Here is a 16,993-nt window from a genome sequence, read left to right as displayed (position 1 = left end):
GTGGTGGGAGCGATCCGGGTGGCCTGCTGTGGCCGTTGGCCGCACAAGGCCAGCTGCCGGCCGGGCTTTTCCGGGCAATGGGAAGAAAGGGGTCGCGATGTTGGAGCCGGTCGGGCTGGACGAGGTCACCGAGCGGGCCTACGGGGTGCTGCTGCACGAGGAGCAGCTCACCGCGGGCCATCTGGCCGGCATCCTCGATCTGGCACCCGCGCGAGCCCGCCAGGTGCTCGACGGCCTGGTGACGGCCGGGCTCGCCCAATACCACCAAGGGCGGCCGGCACGCTACCGGCCGGTCGACCCCCGCACCGGCCTGACCGGGCTGATCCGCTCGCGCCAGCGCGAACTGGAGCGGGTCGCCGCCTCGGTGGAGGCGTACGCCGCCGACTACCACGAACGCAACCTGCGCTCCGACCCGAGGCTCCTCGTGGAGGTCATCGAGGGACCCAACGAGGTCACCCGGCGGGTCGAACTCCTCGTCACCAGCGCGGAGCACGAGATCCTCGCCTTCGACGCGCCGCCCTACGTCTCCTCGAACGGCACCACGGCCCCGTCCGAACGGGACGCGCTCGCGCGCGGCGTGAGCGTACGGGCCGCCTACGCCACCGAAGTGCTCGCGATTCCCGCACGGGCGGAGACCCTGCGCGAGATGGTCCGGCTCGGCGAGCAGGCGCGGGTACTGCCCCGCGTACCGACCAAGTTGATCGTGGTGGACCGGCGCGAGGCGATCCTGCCCCTCACCGGCTCCGACGAGGGGCGGCGCACCACCGCGGCGTACGTCCGCCGCTCCGGACTCAGCGACGCGCTGGTGGAACTCTTCGAAGCGCACTGGGCCATGGCCACCCCTGTCTTCGCCGCCACCGAGCCGCCCGGGCCGACCGACCCGACCGACCCGACCGACCCGGCCGACCCGGAGATCTCCCCCGAGGACCGGGCGCTGCTGCAGTTGCTGAACGCCGGCTTGAAGGACGAGGCGATCGCCCGCCAACTCGACCTCAGCCAGCGCACCTTCCGGCGCCGGGTGGCCCATCTGATCCACCGGCTCGGCGCCACCAGCCGCTTCCAGGCCGGCACCCAGGCGATGCGCCGCGGCTGGCTGTGACCCGACCCGACCCGGGCAGGCTCAGGCGGCGGCGCGGGAGAGGTCGGGATCGGGTCAGGGCCGGGCGAAGAACGCGCGCATGGCGGTGTGCAACCGGTCCTGGACGGCCTGGTGGTCGGGGTGGTCGGGCCAGTGGCCGAACGGCATGACGTGCAACTCCTTGGGTCCTGCCAGGCAGTTGAAGACCGCGAACTGGCCGGGTGGCGGCACCGCCGGGTCCAGGAGCGCCGCGGCGACGTGCACCGGGATGCGCAGGCGGCGGGCGGCCGTGGCCGCGTCGAAGTAGCCGAGGACCTCCAGCACCGACGGGTCCGCCAGCCATCGCTCACGGACCTGCGCGCCGCTGCCCAGGCACTCCAGGCCGACCCGCAGGGGATGGTCGCCGAAGCTGGGCACGGTCAACTGCCCGGTGGCGAAACGCTCGTCCCACGGCAGCGCGAGCGCGCCGATGCCGCCGCCGAAGCTGGAGCCCTGGAAGTCCGTCCGCAGGCCGCGGAGGGCCGGGACCAGGTCGTGCAGCGCGGTCACCGCGCACCACACGTCGGCGGCGCACCCGCCGTGCACGTAGGTCTCGCGCGACGCGATGCCGTGCAGGACGTGCGGGGAGGTGACGGCGGGCGATGAGCTGAGCGCGGGCAGCCCCCGCAGGCACGGCTGGAGGGATGCCACGCCGTCCATCGGCAGCCGGGGGTCCGGCGCCGCCCGCCCGCCGTAGCCATGGGCGATCACCGCGCCGCGGCACGGCTCGCCCGTCGCGGGCACGGTGAGCCAGCCGCCCAGCCGCACCCCGCCGAGGCTGGTGTAGCTGACGCGGTACGCCTCCACGGCGGCGGCGCCGGCCTGGTGCCCTTCGAGCGCGGCTTCCTGCCACCCGTCGGGCAGCCGTTCCTCGATCCGCGCGTCGACCCGGACGTCCCGGGCCCGCCGGTACAGGTCGCGCCAGAACGCGTCGAAGTCGTCCGGCTCGTGCGCGGGGCCGGGAACGGCGCGGAGCGCGGCGAGGTCGTGGCCGTAGGTCGGGTCGAAGGGGAACGGGGCTGTGCGGGGTGGTGTGTCAGGGCGCGCCATGAACTCTCCTCGCGGTGGGGTCGGTTGACTGCCGCCGGGGCGCGCGACCCCCGGACGGGGGCGCGCACACCTCCGGCCGCCGGCCGTCGCTCGTCGGCGGGCGGCCGTCACCAGTTGGTGAACGCGCCGTCCGGGTTGCGCAGATGGGGGCGTTCGGCCGCGGTCGCGGTGTACCGGCGGGCGGCTTCGCGGTCGAGGGTGACGCCGATGCCGGGGAGGGCGGTGGAAAGGACGCGGCCGGGCCGGATGGTGGGGCGGGTGGCGAAGAGTGCGGCGATGGCCGGTTCGGGGTCGGTCTGGTGCTCCTGGATCGCGATGTTCGAGCAGGCCAGGTTGAGTTGGAGGGAGGAGGCGGCGGTGACCGGGCCGAGGGGGTTGTGGGTGGCGAGCTTGATGTGGTGGGCCTCCGCCATCGCCGCGATCTTCTTCGCCTCGGTGAGCCCCGCGGCGACCCCGACGTCCACGCGGGCGTAGTCGATCAGGTCCTCCTCGATCAGGGTCCTGAACTCCCACTTGGAGCCGTACTGTTCGCCCGCGGCCAGTGGAACTCCGGTGCGGGAGCGCAGCATCCGGTAGCTGTCGGGGTTCTCGCAGCGCAGCGGGTCCTCGACGAAGTACGGGCGGGCCGCCTCGATTTCGCGGCACAGCGTCACCGCCTCGGGCGGGTCGAGCCGGGTGTGCACGTCCAGGATCAGTTCGGTGTCGTCGCCGAGCGCGTCCCGCACCTGGTGGAAGAGGCTGACCGTGTCCCGCAGGCAGCGCCGGGCGTCCAGGATGTCGCCCGGGTCGTGCGGCGCGGAGAAGCGCAGATGGCCCCAGCCCTCGGCGACCAGTGCGCGGCAGCGGTCCAGGAACCGCTCGCGGTCGTGGTAGTCGTCACCGACGTGCACATACGCGGGGACGTAGTCCCGTACGGCGCCGCCGAGGAGTTCGTGCACCGGCACGCCCAGCGCCTTGCCGCGGATGTCCCACAGCGCGACGTCCACGGCCGCGATGGCGGCGCCGAGTATCCGGTCGGCCGGGAAGAAGCCCCGCCGGAACATGACCTGCCACAGACGCTCGATCCGCCGCGGGTCCTCGCCGACGATCAGCTCCGCGAGATGTTCCAGCCCGCCGGCCACCGCCTTCTGCCGGGATCTGATGCCGACCTCGCCCAGGCCGTGGATGCCCTCGTCGGTGTCGACCACGACGAGCATCATGCTGTCGCCGTGGTCGGGGAGGGTCAGCACTTCCAGGCCGGTGATCTTCATCCCGCTCCTCCGTGAGACTGCTATGAAAACGTTCCCGCAACACCATCAGGCGTGCTGAGAACGCATCATCCGCAATGACCGTGCCGTTCCGCAAGGCCCTACCGCCCTCAGGATTTTCCTTGTGGAAACACTCTTGACACCTCCGGGAACGTTCGCAAAGATCCACGGCATCCGGCAGCAGCGAGGCTCCGGGCGGCGATGATGCGAGGAGGCGGTCCGTGGCAACCACGATCCGGGAGGTGGCCAGTGCCGCGGGCGTCTCGGTCTCGACGGTCTCCCGCGCGTTCACGGCACCGGAGCAGGTCCAGCAGAAGACCCGGCAGCGCATTCTGGAGGCGGCGACCAAGCTCGGTTACGCGCCGAACCCGGCGGCGCGCAGTCTGCGCGGCGGCGGCACCGGCACGCTCGGGCTGATCATCCCCGACATCGCCAACCCGTTCTTCCCGCCGATCGTCAAGGCGATGCAGGCCCGCGCCCGCCGGCTCGGCTACACCGTGCTGGTCACCGACAGCGACGAGCGCGAGGCGGACGAGCTGGAGGCGATCGCCGCCGTCTCCAAGCGGGTGGACGGCCTGGTGCTGTGGGCCTCCACGCTCACCGAGGACCGGCTGCGCGAACTGGCCGACCAGATGCCACTGGTGGTCGTCAACCGCCACGTGCCCGGCATCCCCGAGGTGCGGATCTCGCTGTCGGCCGGCATCGCGCAGGCGGTGGAGCACCTGCGCGCGTACGGCCACCGGCGCTGCGTGTTCATCAACGCCTCACGGGACGAGCTGAGCCGCGGCAAGTCGATCCACGAGTCGTTCGAGGCGCAGGACATCTCCTTCGTCGAACTCGGCCCGTACGAGCCGCGGTTCGAGACCGGAGTGCTGGCAGCCACGCTGGTCGCCGCGCACGGGGCGACGGCGGTCCTCGCGCACAACGACCTGGTCGGCCTCGGCGTGCTGCACCAGATGGCGAGCCTCGGCGTCAGCGTGCCCGGCGACGTCAGCGTCATCGGCATCGACGACACCCTGCTCGCGTCGGTCTCCACCCCCAGCCTCACCACCATCAGGATCGATCCGGAGGAGGTCGCCACCCGGGCGGCCGACCTGCTCCTGGAGACGATCGCGGGCCACGCCGACCGCCGTACGGGCAATGCCGGCAACGCCGAGGACACCCCCTTCGCGGAGATCGGCTCCCGGCTGGTCCCCCGCGCGTCCACCGGGCCCGCGCCCACGCGCTGACCCCCGCGTCCACCGGGCCCGCGCCCACACGCTGACCCCCGCGTCCACCGGGCCCGCACCCACGCGCTGACCCCGGCGTCCACCCGCCGTCCTCGCGGGGGCCCCACCGCCCCGCCGTACCAGCCGCCGACCCCCCGCGGCGCTCCCGCCGTTCACGCCGCCGACCCTCGCGCCGGCCCCGCCGTACAACCCGGTGGCCGCCTCCGAGACCCCCTGCGCGGCAAGGCACCCCGCCCCGACCTCACCCTGCCCTCCGTGGAGACGAAATGTCCAGACAATACCGTAATGCGGCCCTGCTCGGCAGTACCGCCATAGCCATGACCGTGGCTCTCACGGCCTGTTCCGCGCTCACCCCGAGCAAGTCCGGCGGCGGCAGCGGCGGCGACGTCATCCTCCGCGTCCAGGGCATGCCCCCCGCCACCGACAAGGCCGAGCTGAAGCTCTTCAAGCAGCAGGTCGCCGACTTCGAGAAGGCCAATCCGGGCATCAAGGTCAAGGGCTCCACGACGGTCTTCGACCCGCTGACCTTCTCCGCCAAGCTGGCCGGCGGCAATGTCGAGGACGTCATCAAGGTCCCGCTCACCGAGCCGCAGCGGCTGATCCAGCAGAAGCAGGTGCAGTCGATCAGCAGCCAACTCCGTTCCTGGGGCCACTTCAAGGAGTTCAACCCGCAGGTCCTCAAGCCGCTGAGCGACAGCGCGGGCCAGGTCTACGGCGTCCCGCAGAATCCGTACGCCCAGGGTCTGGTCTACAACCGGGCGCTGTTCAAGGCGGCCGGGCTCGACCCCGACAAGCCGCCGACGACCTGGCAGGAAGTCCGGGCGGACGCCAAGGCGATCAGCGCCAAGACCGGCAAGGCCGGATTCGTCCAGGAGTCCAAGGACAGCCAGGGCGGCTGGCAACTGGCCATCCTCTCCTACGCGTTCGGCGGCGATCTCGAAGCGCAGCAGGGCGGGAAGTACACCGCCACCCTCACCGGCGAGGCGACGAAGAACGCGCTCGGCCTGCTCAAGGACATGCGCTGGAGCGACGACTCCCTCGGCCGGAATCTGCTGAACAACCAGAACGACGCCATCCGGCAGTTCGCGGCCGGCCAGGCGGGGATGTTCATCGGCAGCCCCGGCACCTTCCGGCTGGCCAAGACGCAGTTCGGCATGGAGCACACCGACGACTTCGCCGTCGCCTCGATGCCGCAGTCCGGCGGCAACGCCACCCTCACCGGCGGCGACATCTACATGGTGCCGAAGTCGGCCGACACCAAGCACGCGGCGGCCGCCGTCAAGTGGCTGATCTTCGCCTACGCCGAGCCGCAGTACAGCACGGCCACCGCCGTGAGCCAGGCCAAGTCGCTGGCCGCCGACCCCAAGTCCGCGGTGGGCGTACCGACGCTGCCGGTCTTCGACGCCGCGCGGCAGACCGCGATCAACGCGGCGATCAAGCCGTACGTCAACGTCAAGCTCGACAACTTCGCGCCGTACACGAAGGGCCTGGGCAAGCTCGAACTCAAGCCGGAGCCGCCGTACGAGGCGCAGACGCTCTACGCCGCGCTCGACCCGGTGGTGCAGGCGGTGCTCACCCAGCGCGACGCCGACATCGACGCGCTGCTCGCGAAGGCCGAGAAGGACGTCAACGCCAAGCTCGCCACTGACCAGTCGAACCAGAAGTAGCCGGTCATGAGCCTGCTCACCCACTCCCAGCGCGGCGCGAAGGCGCCCCACGACCCCGCCGAGGGGGCCGCGGGACGGCCGGCCCGACGGCGCGGCGGCACCGCCGCCCGCAGGCAGTTCACGGCCTGGCTGTTCCTGCTCCCCGCCGTGCTGGTCTTCGGACTGTTCGCCTGGTGGCCGATCGTCCGCAGCCTGCTGCTCAGCTTCCAGCGGACCAACCTCGTCGACCCCGCGGTCTGGGTCGGCTTCGACAACTTCCGTGCCGTCTTCGCCGATCCGCTGCTGTCCACCGCCGTCACCAACACGCTGTTCTTCGTGGGCCTCGGCCTGCTGATCGGCTTCCCGGCCCCGCTGATCCTGGCCGCGGTGATGTCGACGGTACGGCGCGGCGCGGGGGTGTACCGCTTCCTGGTCTACCTGCCGGTGGTCATCCCGCCGGTGGTGGCGATCCTGCTGTGGAAGTGGTTCTACGACCCGGGCAGCGGTCTGTTCAACACCGCGCTCGGCAAGGTCGGCCTCGGTCCGTACACCTGGCTGGAGTCCTCCGACACCGCGATGCTCTCGCTGGTCCTGGAGGCCACCTGGGCCGGGATGGGCGGCGCCGTGCTGATCTACCTGGCCGCGATGGTCGGCATCCCGGGCGAGCTGTACGAGGCCGCCGAGGTGGACGGGGCCGGCATCTGGCGCCGGATCTGGCACATCATGCTTCCCCAACTGCGTTCCGTGATCGGCCTGTTGCTGCTGGTGCAGCTCATCAACACCGTGCAGGTCTTCACCGAGCCGTACGTCTTCACCGGCGGCGGCCCGGACAACGCGACGCTGACCGTGCTGCTGCTGATCTTCCGCTACGCCTTCCAGGACGGCGCGTACGGGCAGGCCGCCGCGCTGTCCTTCCTGATGGTGCTCGCCCTGGGCCTGCTGTCCGCGGTCTATCTGCGGGCCACCCGCGGTTGGAGCAAGTCATGACCACCCCGCTGACCACCTTCGTCTCCGCCCACGACCGGCAACGGCCCGGTGTGCGCGCGGCCGTGCGCTCCATCCAGGTGCTGACGCTGCTGCTTCTGCTGCTCATCGGCATCGGGCCGCTGTACTGGATGCTCAAGGGCGCGGTCTCCCCGCCCACCGAACTCACCAACCACCCGCTGGCGTTGTGGCCCGACCGGCCGCGCCTCGGCAACTTCCGTACGGCGTACACGGATCTGAGCGTCGGCCGCTATCTGATGAACACCTTCCTGGTGGTCGGCGGATCATGGTTCGTGCAGCTCTTCGTCTCCGCCACGGCCGGCTTCGCGCTGTCGGTGCTGAAACCGCGCTTCGGCAAGGCCGTCTACGGCGCGATCCTCGCCACGATGTTCGTGCCGTACACGGTGAACATGGTCAGCCTCTTCATGACGGTCATCGACGTGCCGCTGCTGCACCTCAACCTCGGTGACACGTACTGGGCGATCTGGCTGCCGGCCGGCACCAACGGCTTCACGGTGCTGCTCGCCAAGCAGTTCTTCGACGCGCTGCCCAGGGAGCTCTTCGACGCGGCACGCGTCGACGGGGCGAACACCTGGCAACTGCTGACGAGGATCGTGCTGCCGATGAGCAGGCCGGTGCTCGCCGTGATCAGCCTGCTGGCGGTCATGCACAGCTGGAAGGACTTCATCTGGCCGCTGGTCGCGCTCACCGATCCGGACAAGCAGCCGATCAGCGTCGCGCTCTCCCAACTCGCCACCCAGGCACCGCAGGACCAGCTCATCGCGGCCATGGTGCTCGCGGTCGCGCCACCGGTCCTGGTCTTCGCCGTCGGCCAGAAGTACATCGTCGCCGGGCTCGGCTTCACCGGCGTCAAGGGCTGAGCGCACCCGGCCCCCCGGACCCCCGCCCGCCCGCTTCATCCCCGCACCTTCTCTTCGGGACAAGAGAGAGGCACCTCCATGTCCGTCGCACGCCGCAGATTCCTCCAGGGCACGGCCGTCGCCACCGGCGCCGCGCTGCTTCCCGCGATCCCCGCGCACGCCGCCGACCCGGTCACCGTCACCGCCGACGGCATCACGCTCGCCGCTCAGAGCGACGGCAGCGTCCTCATCAGCGACGGATCGGCCGGTTCGGGCACCGACCGGGTCCTGATCAGCCACTTCATGTTCAAGGACAGCGTGCTCGGCCAGCAGCGCACCTACGGCGGGACGCCCGCCCTGATCACGCTGGCGGACGGCCGCCCCGCCGTCCGGATCACCTACACCATGGGCAGCGGCGCAGGCGGTGTCACCGTGCTCGGCACCTTCGACGTCAGCGCGCACAAGGCCCACATGTCCTGGGAGGTCAGCGGCTCGGACACGTTGACGCCCACCGGGTTCATGGTCGCCCGCACCGTGCAGTCGCCCAGCGCGCCCGAGTCCTACGAGGCGTTGACCGCGTGGACGAAGGACCCGCGCGGCGGCATCCCGTACGAGGTCAACGCGGGGTGCGCGTACGCCGAGACGTGGGCGGACACCAAGGGCTTCTTCTGCCTGGCCGCCAGCAACTCCGCCTACACCACCGCCACCTGGCTGCACACGCCCGGCGCCTCGACCGGTACGGGCGCCGCCACGACGACCGTGGATCTCGTCTTCGGCGACCTGCGGCCGCGCGGCGCCGGGGTGCTGGCGGCAGGCAGCCCGCTGGGCGTGGAGGTGTGGACCGACCAGCCGTTCAACCTCTACAAGAGCGCCGGGCAGACCATGACCCTCAAGGCGCAGGTGGCCAACGGCGGTTCGGCCGCGAAACCGGTCACCCTGACCTGGTGGGCGCGGGACTTCGCCGGGAACCGGATCGCGGGCGGCACCGACTCCCGAACGCTCGCCGCAGGTGCCGGCTGGGACGCCTCCTTCCCGATCACCGCACCCGGCCAGGGCATCGTCTTCACCGAGGTGAGCGTCCAGAGCGGCAGCGACACGGCACTGGCCCGCACGAATCTCTCCGTGCTGCCCGACTTCGCCTACCAGGCGGGCAGCGAGTCGATGTTCGGCCTCGCCAACTACCCCTGGCTGCTCAAGCCGACCGAGGCCGATGTGCTCGGGCTGCTGAAGCTGATCGGTGTGCGGCGCATCCGGATCGCCTACGCGGGCGCGCCCGGCATCGACATCGCGACCCTCGACGCCAACGGCATCCACCACAACGTGGAGTTGAGCGGCATCCCGACCGGCGGCAGCGCGGACCAGATCGCCGCCTGGGCCGACACCAACACCGCGACGGCCATCGCCGCCGACGCCGAGTACTTCGAGGTCAGCAACGAGGTGAACGCCCCCTGGATGCAGGGCCGGGGCGCCGACGCCTACGTCAGTGACGGGCTGCGCCAGGTCACCGACCGGCTGACGGCGGCCGGTTCGACGATGAAGGTCATGAACGCGGGCCTCGGCGGCATGGACTACGTGTGGACCGCCAACTTCAAGGCCGCGGGCGGATGGGACCTCATCGACGCGTTCGCCTTCCACCCCGGCCGCGGCAACTTCACCGCCGACTACGCCCCCACGCCTGATCAGTGGGTGCTGGGCGACACCGGCACGTACTGGAACTTCCTCGGCGCGCTGCGCAAAGCCAAGGAGGTCATCGCCGAGTACGGCACCAAGGAGTTGTGGATGTCCGAGGCGTACGCCCCGACCAAGCCGAACTCCTGGTGGAACGACACCTACCGGCACGCCGCGGAGAACGTGCTGCTCAGCCTGGCGCTCGCGAAGTCCGAGGGTGTGCGGGGCGTCAACTGGTACCAGTTGCACGACTCGACGGTGCACCATCCGCAGGAGGCGAACCCGGACGACGTCGAGTTCCACAGCGGCATGATGAACCGCGACACCAGCGCCAAGCCGACGCTGCTGGCGTACGCGACGGCCGCGCGCGTCCTGGACCAGGCGGAGTACGTCCGCCCGTTGGTCTTCGGCGACCCGGACGTCAAGGGGCTGCTGTTCACCAGCCCCGCCGGGCCGATCTCGATCCTGTGGACCCGCAAGGACGGCTACGTCCTCAACGCCGACCACGGCACCGACTCCTGGTGGGCCTCGCCCGAACCCTGGACCGACACCTGGACCACGAAGACGCAGGTCGTCGCCCACTCCGGAACCGTCGCCGGGACGGTGCGCGAGCTGAACTGCATCGGCCAGGAGAGCACGTTGACCGCGGCGGGCGGCAAGGTCACGCTCACCCTGGACGGCGCGCCCCGCGTCTACTACGGCCTCGCCGCCGACCCCGACTGGAAGTAAGCACGCCATGAGGAACGAAACCGTACGGCACGACATCACCGTCGTCGGCGGCGGCCTGGCCGGGGTCTGCGCGGCGATCGCCGCCGCCCGGCTGGGCCGGTCCGTCGCCCTGATCAACAACAGGCCCATGCTCGGCGGCAATTCGAGCAGCGAGGTCCGGGTGTGGGTGTGCGGCGCCACCGGGCACGGCAAGAACCACCACGCCCGCGAGGGCGGTGTCATGGGCGAACTGTTCGTGGAGAACCAGTTCCGCAACCCCGAGGGGAATCCGTACTACTGGGACACCGTGGTGCTCGACGCCGTGCGGGCCGAGCCCAACATCACGCTGCACCTCAACACCGACGTGCGCGAGGTCGACGCCGAAGGGCCCGACGACGCGCGCCGGATCACCGCCGTGACCGGCTGGACGATGGGCTCGGAGCGGCTGATCCGCTTCGAGAGCGAGGTGTTCCTCGACTGCACCGGCGACGGCCTGATCGGCTACCTCGCCGGCGCCCGGCACCGCATCGGCCGCGAGGCCCGCGCGGAGTACGGGGAGCCGTGGGCGCCGGAGACCGCCGACGACATCACGCTCGGCTCGACGCTGCTGTTCTACACCAAGGACGCGGGGCGGCCGGTGAAGTACGTGCCGCCGGACTTCGCCAAGGACATCAGCACCACGTCCATCCCGCAGCGCCGCATCATCAAGGCGGGCGACAACGGCTGCGCGTACTGGTGGATCGAGTTCGGCGGCGAGCTGGACACCGTGCACGACAACGAGCAGATCCGCGACGAGCTGTGGTCGGTGATCTACGGCATCTGGGACCACATCAAGAACTCCGGGCAGTTCGACGCCGACACCATGACCCTGGAGTGGGTCGGCTCGCTGCCCGGCAAGCGCGAGTACCGGCGCTTCCTCGGCGACTACGTCCTGCACCAGGGCGACATCCTCGGCCAGACCGAGTTCGCCGACCGCGTCGCCTTCGGCGGCTGGTCCATCGACCTGCACCCGCCGCAGGGCATGTACTCGACGGCGGCCGGCGCCAAGCAGCGCTACGCGGACGGCATTTACCACATCCCGTACCGCAGCCTGTACTCGGTGAACACCGCCAACCTGCTCTTCGCGGGGCGCGACATCTCCGCCAGCCACGTGGCGTTCGGCTCGACGCGGGTGATGGCGACCTGCGCGACGATCGGCCAGGCGGCGGGCACGGCGGCGGCGCTCTGCGCGGAGCGCGGGATCGCCCCGCGCGAGCTCGAAGTTCCCTTGCTGCAAAGGGCCTTGCTGCGCGAGGACGCCTCGGTGATCGGGCTCGCCTCCGACGACCCGGCCGACCTCGCCCTTCGCGCCACCGCCACGGCCTCGACCACCATGCGCGACCTGACCGTCGACACCCCTGACGAGACCTGGCCGCTGACCGCCGACGCGGGGATCGTCCTGCCGGTCGACCCGGCCCTGACCGGCCTCGAACTGCTGGTGGACGCCGAGCACGACACCGTACTGACCGTCGACCTGTACGACCCGGAACTCGGCCAGAACTACGTGCCGCGCCGCCTGGTCGCCACAGTGTCCGTCGACGTCGCGGCCGGGCACGGGCAGTGGGTCAGGACCGGCCTGGAGTGGGCGCCGGACACCCCGCGCAACGCCTTCGCGGTCGTACGCGCCGCCCCGGGTCTCGCCCTGCGCGTCGCCGACCGGCCGACGCCCGGCGTGCTGTGCTTCACCCGGGTGCCGCTGCGGCCGCAGGACGAGTCGCCGCAGCCGCTGCGGGAGTGGGCCGACACCGGGCTGCTGCGGCGCACCTTCTGCCTGCGGGCCGGGGAGACGGCCGCCTTCGCACCCGGCAGGGCGGTGGACGGATACGCCCGGCCGTACGCGGGCCCGCACATGTGGGTGTCGCAGCCGCTGGGCGAATCCTGCGAAGCCTGGCTGGAGTTGGCCTGGCCCGAGCCGGTCGAGCTGGGCCGGATCGACATCGTCGCCGATGACGACGTCAACGAGGACCTGATCAACCTGCACCACCACAGGACCCCGTTCGACACGATCCCGACGCTGCTGCGCGACTACCGGGTGGAGGTGCCGGACGGCCCGGACTCCTGGCGGGTGCTGGCGCGGGTGACGGACAACCGGCGCCGCCGCAGGACGCTGGTCCTGGACGAGCCGGTCACCACCTCGGCGGTACGGATCGTGGCCGAGTCGACCAACGGGGCCGCGTCGGCGCACATCGTCGCCGTACGGGCCTACGCGTAAGGGGGGTTGGCGATGACCGCCGAGATCCGGGTCAGAAGAGTGCTGGTCACCGGGGCCGCCGGGCGGATCGGGCGGGCGGTGCTCGCGCTGCTCGCGGCGCGCGGCATCGAGGCGAACGCGCTGGTCCTGGATGATCCGGGCGACCTCGGCGGTCTCGGCGACCTTGGCCGTCCCGGCGGTCTCGGCGGTCTCGGTGCGCGGCTGGTGGTGACCGGTGACGCGGCCGACCCCGCGACCGTACGCGCGGCCCTGGACGGCGCCGACGCGGTGATCCACCTGGCGGCGATCCCGACCCCCGAACGCAACACCGCGCAGGAGGTCTTCGCCGGCAACACGGTCGCGACCTTCACCGTGTTGGAGGAGGCCGGGCGCGCCGGAGTGCGGCAGGTCGCGCTGGCCAGTTCATGGGGCACCACCGGGCTGCCGTGGACCACCGACCCGGACCCGCACCCGCCGTACGTCCCGGTGGACGCGGACATGCCCGGCCAGGTCGAGGACCCGTACGGGCTGTCCAAGCAGGTCGACGAACTCACCGCCGCGATGATGGCGCGGCGGCACGCGATGAGCGTGGTCTGCCTGCGCTATCCGTACGTCGGCGGCTTCGAGGAGCGGCTGCTCGCGCACGCGGCCCGGCTCGCCGAGCAACCGGCCCTCGGCGCCCGGGACTTGTGGACCTATCTGGAGGTCGACGACGCGGCCCGCGCCGCGCTGCTGGCGCTCGGCGTACCAGGCCCCGGCGCACACACCGTCCACGTCTGCGCGCCCGAGGTCATCGTCCCGTTCCCCACGGAGGAGTTGCTGCGCCGCTTCCACCCCACCACCCGGCTGCTGCGGCCCCTGCCCGGCCGCACCGCACCGGTCGACACGGCGCCCGCGCGACGGCTGTTCGGATTCACGGCGGAACGGCTGATCAAGTTCTGAGCGGGTCCCGAACGGGTCCTGCACGGGTTCCACGCGGGTTCCACGCGGGGGCGGTCGCCGTCCGCCCCCGGGGCCCCGCGGCCCCGCCACCTCGGCCGGAACGCACCGGGTGGCGGCAGGGCGAGGCCCGCGCCGCCGGGTGCGTCGGCGGGGGTGGGACGGCCGGTCCGGGGCGCCCGTCAAGGTCGCGTCAGTGCGGCGGTCGTGGGCGTCAAGCATGCGTCAGTGGACGGGGCGGCCCGCCATCCGCGGGAATAGCGTCGTCCCCGGGCATTCCGGTTCGTCGTCGCCGCAGTGCCGTCCGCGTGCTGTTGTCAGGAGGGACACCGTGGCTGCGACCGATCATGTCGGGGACCCCGACCAGTCCGGCCCCTTCCCGGCCGGGCTGCCGTTCTTTCGTACCCGGCCACGGCCGCTGGGTCGCTGGACGCGACCCGAACTCCATCGCAAGCCCGGCGGTTGGCCGACGGCACTGTGGCCGCCGTTCGGCGAGTTCGGGAGTGACGATCCTGAGACGTGGCTGCTCCAGCGCCCTGACCCGGCAAAGGAGACAGGCCGCCCGGACACGGGCTGGTAGGGCTCGCGGGATGCCGTCGCCCGGCTCCAGGGCTTCGGTCCGGCGGCGGGCGGACCGCGGGGGTGGCCCGCGGCGGGTGGCGGCGGAGGGTGGGCGGCGGAGGGCCGCCGCCGCGCGTCGCGAACGGGTCGGGGGCAGGCTTCCGGTCATGGGAGGAAGGGCGTCGGAATGTCGCAGGGCGGGCGGGTCCTGGTCGGACTCAGCGGTTCGCTGCACAGCCTGTGCGCGCTGCACCGGGCGGTGGAGGAGGCCCGGCGCAGAGAAGGCGAACTCGTCGCGGTGACGGCGTGGGCACCGCCCGGCGGCGAACTCGCCTACCGCCGGACACCCTGGCCGCCACTGCTGGCAGCCGGGGAGAAGGCGGCAGCCAGATGCCTGGAGCGGGCCTTCACGGACGCGTTCGGCGGGTATCCCGAGGACCTCGACCTGAGCCTGGTCACGGCACGGGGCGAGCCGGGGAGCGCTCTGACGGAACTGGCCGATCGGCCGGACGACCTGTTGGTGATCAGCACGGGCCGGCGAGGGAGGACGCGCCTCTTCCACGGCGGGGTGCGCCGCTACTGCCTGGCGCACGCGCGATGCGACATCCTCGCCGTCCCGCCGCCCGACCTGATGCGCGAGGTGGGCCACGCCGCCCGCGTCCTCGACGAGTTGCCGCTGCCGGCGGCTGGCACGGCCCGGGGCGACGCTCGGCTCGTACGCCACCCGCGCCGCTGGGTCGCCGCGGCGGCGCGCTGCGGCGGGTGGCGCGGCGCGCGCCGTCCCGAGCCGCCGGAACCCGGCCGGGCCCGCACCGGTTGAGCGGGCGCCGGGACTGCGTATGCACGGCGTCAATACCGGCGGTCGGAGCGTCAGCGCCGCGTCAACGGGACTGCCGGGCAGGCGACTTCGGGGTGAGGCTGAACGTCCTGACGGGGGGCGGACGGGGCCTTCGACCGAGTGAGTCTGGAGGCGCCGATGTCCGGGGCCACGGTGACCGGTGCGGCGGCGCCCGACGGAGCGGGCGATCCACCGACGTCGCCCGCGCGGCATGGGGAGGGCTCAGGCGGTTCGTCGGGGCGCCCCCTTTTCCGGCGACGGCCCCCTTCGGTATCCCCGCCCCCTACGGAATCCCTGCCGCGCCCGCCGAGATGGCGGAGCCGCCCCGGTGCGTCCACCCCCATACGGTTGCGGCTGCTGCGGGCGGCGGTGATCGTCCTTTCGGTCGCGGTCGCCGTGCTGCTGCTCGTGGTCCGGCTCGCGGCATCCGGCGCGTGGGACCGTATCGACCACCGGGCCGCCCCGCGCGTGACCGGCGCGGACAACCTGTACTTCGCGCTCAACGACATGGACGCACAGGCGGCGAACCTGCTGCTGTCCAGTGGCGGACGCGGCGGCCTGGCCCCGATGCCGGCCCAACACGCCGCGGCCCAGCGGATGTACACCGCCTCCCGGCACACCATCAGCGCCAGCCTCCAGACCCTGGCCGCCTCCGCGCAGGGCGACCGGCAGGCGACGGCCACCGTCGTCGGCTTCGACGACGACTTCGCCCGCTACCAGGAACTCGTCGGCCGCGCGCTGGAGAACGACCTCCACCCGGCGGAGAAGACCGCCGCCCTCGGCGACTACCGCACCGCCACCGACCTGCTGCGCCAGTCGCTGCTGCCCGCCGCGCAGCGCCTCGGCCAGAACAACGACGGCGCGTTCGAGGACACCTACCGCGGCGCCAGGTCCGCCGCCGACCTCCAACGGGTCCTCCTCCTGGTGCTGGGCGGTTGCCTGCTCGCCACGCTTCTGCTCACCCAGTTCCACCTGACCCGCCGGTTCCGCCGCCTGCTCAGCCCCGCGCTCGCGGCCGCCACCACGTGCGCGGTCGTGGCGTGCGCTCTCGGCTGGTCGGTACTGGCCGCGCAGTCGCACGACCTGAAGGTGGCCCGCCGGGACGCCTTCGACTCGGTGGTCGCGCTGTCGCAGGCCCGGGCGATGTCGTACGACGCGAACGCCGACGAGTCCCGCTACCTGCTCGACCCGGGCCGGCGCGGCACGTACGAGCAGTCCTTCGAGGACACCTCCCAGCAACTGCTCACCCTGCCGCGGGCGACCCTCGGCACGTACGACGCCCGGCTGGCCGCCGCCTTGACCGCCTACCGCGCGCACCACGCCGACCTGCGCTTCACCGGCTACTACGGCGACGAGTTCCGCAACATCACCTTCCCCGGGGAACGTGCCGCGGCGGAGGCGACCGTCGACGCCTACGCCCTCTACGAACAGGACGACCGCAAGGTCCGCACGCTGGTGCGCCAGGGACAGTTCCAGCAGGCCGTCGCGTTCTGCGTCGGCTGGGACAAGGACGCCTCGAACTACGACTTCGGGCAGTACGACACGGCTCTGCGGAAGCTGATCGGCATCAACGCGGACGCTTACACCGGCGCGGTGGCCGCCGGACGGGGCGAGTTGACCGGCCGCCTCGCGGGCGCGGGGGCCGCGGTGCTGGCGGCCGCCGGGCTGACGGTGCTCGCGCTCCGTCCCCGACTGGCCGAGTTCCGCTGACGCCTCCCCGCGCGCCGCGCCGCCTCGCACCGGTCGGCCGCGCACCGGAACGAGGGCTCGGGGCTCGACGTCGCGTCCGACACCGCGTTTCCGGCTCGGTTCCCGACGACATGGCGAGCTGAGGCCTGGAACTGGCACTTTAGCCGGTTCCCACTGACCGACCCGCGGGTTTCGTCGGGGTCCTGAAGTCCTGGGCGTCGGAGGCC

Annotated in this window: 12 protein-coding genes; 10 read left to right on the top strand and 2 right to left on the bottom strand. The window is 72.1% G+C overall.

Annotation, left to right across the window (positions count from 1 at the left end; all coding sequences use genetic code 11):
- The first annotated feature begins 97 nt into the window (after nt 1-97).
- Nucleotides 98-1,099, top strand: coding sequence for a helix-turn-helix domain-containing protein (locus AB0399_RS00435; protein WP_366409756.1), 1,002 nt, complete (start codon nt 98-100; stop codon nt 1,097-1,099).
- Between the two features lie 54 nt (nt 1,100-1,153).
- On the opposite strand, the gene AB0399_RS00430 is transcribed toward AB0399_RS00435, so the two are convergent.
- Both AB0399_RS00430 and AB0399_RS00425 read right to left on the bottom strand, forming a co-directional pair.
- Nucleotides 1,154-2,167, bottom strand: a complete 1,014-nt coding sequence (locus tag AB0399_RS00430) for an acetylxylan esterase (protein ID WP_366409755.1) — start codon at nt 2,165-2,167, stop codon at nt 1,154-1,156.
- A 107-nt stretch (nt 2,168-2,274) separates the two neighbouring features.
- Nucleotides 2,275-3,417 (bottom strand): mandelate racemase/muconate lactonizing enzyme family protein, encoded by a 1,143-nt coding sequence (locus AB0399_RS00425; protein ID WP_329366466.1) that lies wholly within the window; start codon nt 3,415-3,417, stop codon nt 2,275-2,277.
- 218 nt (nt 3,418-3,635) lie between these two features.
- Between AB0399_RS00425 and AB0399_RS00420 the strand changes: the two genes are divergently transcribed.
- The 9 genes from AB0399_RS00420 to AB0399_RS00380 all read left to right on the top strand — a co-directional run bounded on the left by AB0399_RS00420 (nt 3,636) and on the right by AB0399_RS00380 (nt 16,787).
- Complete coding sequence (locus tag AB0399_RS00420; RefSeq protein WP_366409754.1) at nt 3,636-4,643, top strand: LacI family DNA-binding transcriptional regulator; 1,008 nt, start codon at nt 3,636-3,638, stop codon at nt 4,641-4,643.
- A 317-nt stretch (nt 4,644-4,960) separates the two neighbouring features.
- Entirely contained in the window at nt 4,961-6,310 is a 1,350-nt protein-coding gene (locus AB0399_RS00415) for an extracellular solute-binding protein (protein ID WP_366409753.1), read from the top strand.
- 6 nt (nt 6,311-6,316) lie between these two features.
- Nucleotides 6,317-7,276, top strand: a complete 960-nt coding sequence (locus AB0399_RS00410; protein WP_366409752.1) for a sugar ABC transporter permease — start codon at nt 6,317-6,319, stop codon at nt 7,274-7,276.
- Nucleotides 7,273-8,154 carry a carbohydrate ABC transporter permease gene (locus AB0399_RS00405; protein ID WP_328467234.1) on the top strand — a complete coding sequence of 294 codons (882 nt, stop codon included), beginning with the start codon at nt 7,273-7,275 and terminating at the stop codon, nt 8,152-8,154. The genes AB0399_RS00410 and AB0399_RS00405 overlap by 4 nt, the downstream gene beginning before the upstream one ends.
- Before the next feature lie 78 nt (nt 8,155-8,232).
- Nucleotides 8,233-10,530 (top strand): hypothetical protein, encoded by a 2,298-nt coding sequence (locus tag AB0399_RS00400; RefSeq protein ID WP_366409751.1) that lies wholly within the window; start codon nt 8,233-8,235, stop codon nt 10,528-10,530.
- A 7-nt stretch (nt 10,531-10,537) separates the two neighbouring features.
- Nucleotides 10,538-12,760 (top strand): FAD-dependent oxidoreductase, encoded by a 2,223-nt coding sequence (locus AB0399_RS00395; protein ID WP_366409750.1) that lies wholly within the window; start codon nt 10,538-10,540, stop codon nt 12,758-12,760.
- Nucleotides 12,761-12,772: 12 nt separating this feature from the next.
- Complete coding sequence (locus tag AB0399_RS00390) at nt 12,773-13,681, top strand: NAD(P)-dependent oxidoreductase (protein ID WP_366409749.1); 909 nt, start codon at nt 12,773-12,775, stop codon at nt 13,679-13,681.
- A 745-nt stretch (nt 13,682-14,426) separates the two neighbouring features.
- Complete coding sequence (locus AB0399_RS00385; RefSeq protein ID WP_366409748.1) at nt 14,427-15,059, top strand: universal stress protein; 633 nt, start codon at nt 14,427-14,429, stop codon at nt 15,057-15,059.
- Nucleotides 15,060-15,425: 366 nt separating this feature from the next.
- On the top strand, nt 15,426-16,787 hold the full coding sequence (locus AB0399_RS00380) for a hypothetical protein (protein ID WP_366409747.1): 1,362 nt from the start codon (nt 15,426-15,428) through the stop codon (nt 16,785-16,787).
- Nucleotides 16,788-16,993 lie beyond the last annotated feature (206 nt).

Origin of the sequence: Streptomyces sp. NPDC088194 (assembly GCF_040702025.1) — a bacterium.
Lineage (GTDB): Bacteria > Actinomycetota > Actinomycetes > Streptomycetales > Streptomycetaceae > Actinacidiphila.
This window is presented reverse-complemented; position numbering and strand designations above follow the sequence as displayed.

Excerpts from the sequence above, each read along its gene's own strand:
- AB0399_RS00405 (WP_328467234.1), top strand. The coding sequence starts at position 7,273 with ATGACCACCCCGCTGACCACCTTCGTCTCCGCCCACGACCGGCAACGG.
- AB0399_RS00435 (WP_366409756.1), top strand. The coding sequence starts at position 98 with ATGTTGGAGCCGGTCGGGCTGGACGAGGTCACCGAGCGGGCCTACGGG.
- AB0399_RS00385 (WP_366409748.1), top strand. The coding sequence starts at position 14,427 with ATGTCGCAGGGCGGGCGGGTCCTGGTCGGACTCAGCGGTTCGCTGCAC.
- AB0399_RS00395 (WP_366409750.1), top strand. The coding sequence starts at position 10,538 with ATGAGGAACGAAACCGTACGGCACGACATCACCGTCGTCGGCGGCGGC.
- AB0399_RS00430 (WP_366409755.1), bottom strand. The coding sequence starts at position 2,167 with ATGGCGCGCCCTGACACACCACCCCGCACAGCCCCGTTCCCCTTCGAC.
- AB0399_RS00390 (WP_366409749.1), top strand. The coding sequence starts at position 12,773 with ATGACCGCCGAGATCCGGGTCAGAAGAGTGCTGGTCACCGGGGCCGCC.
- AB0399_RS00425 (WP_329366466.1), bottom strand. The coding sequence starts at position 3,417 with ATGAAGATCACCGGCCTGGAAGTGCTGACCCTCCCCGACCACGGCGAC.
- AB0399_RS00415 (WP_366409753.1), top strand. The coding sequence starts at position 4,961 with ATGACCGTGGCTCTCACGGCCTGTTCCGCGCTCACCCCGAGCAAGTCC.
- AB0399_RS00410 (WP_366409752.1), top strand. The coding sequence starts at position 6,317 with ATGAGCCTGCTCACCCACTCCCAGCGCGGCGCGAAGGCGCCCCACGAC.
- AB0399_RS00400 (WP_366409751.1), top strand. The coding sequence starts at position 8,233 with ATGTCCGTCGCACGCCGCAGATTCCTCCAGGGCACGGCCGTCGCCACC.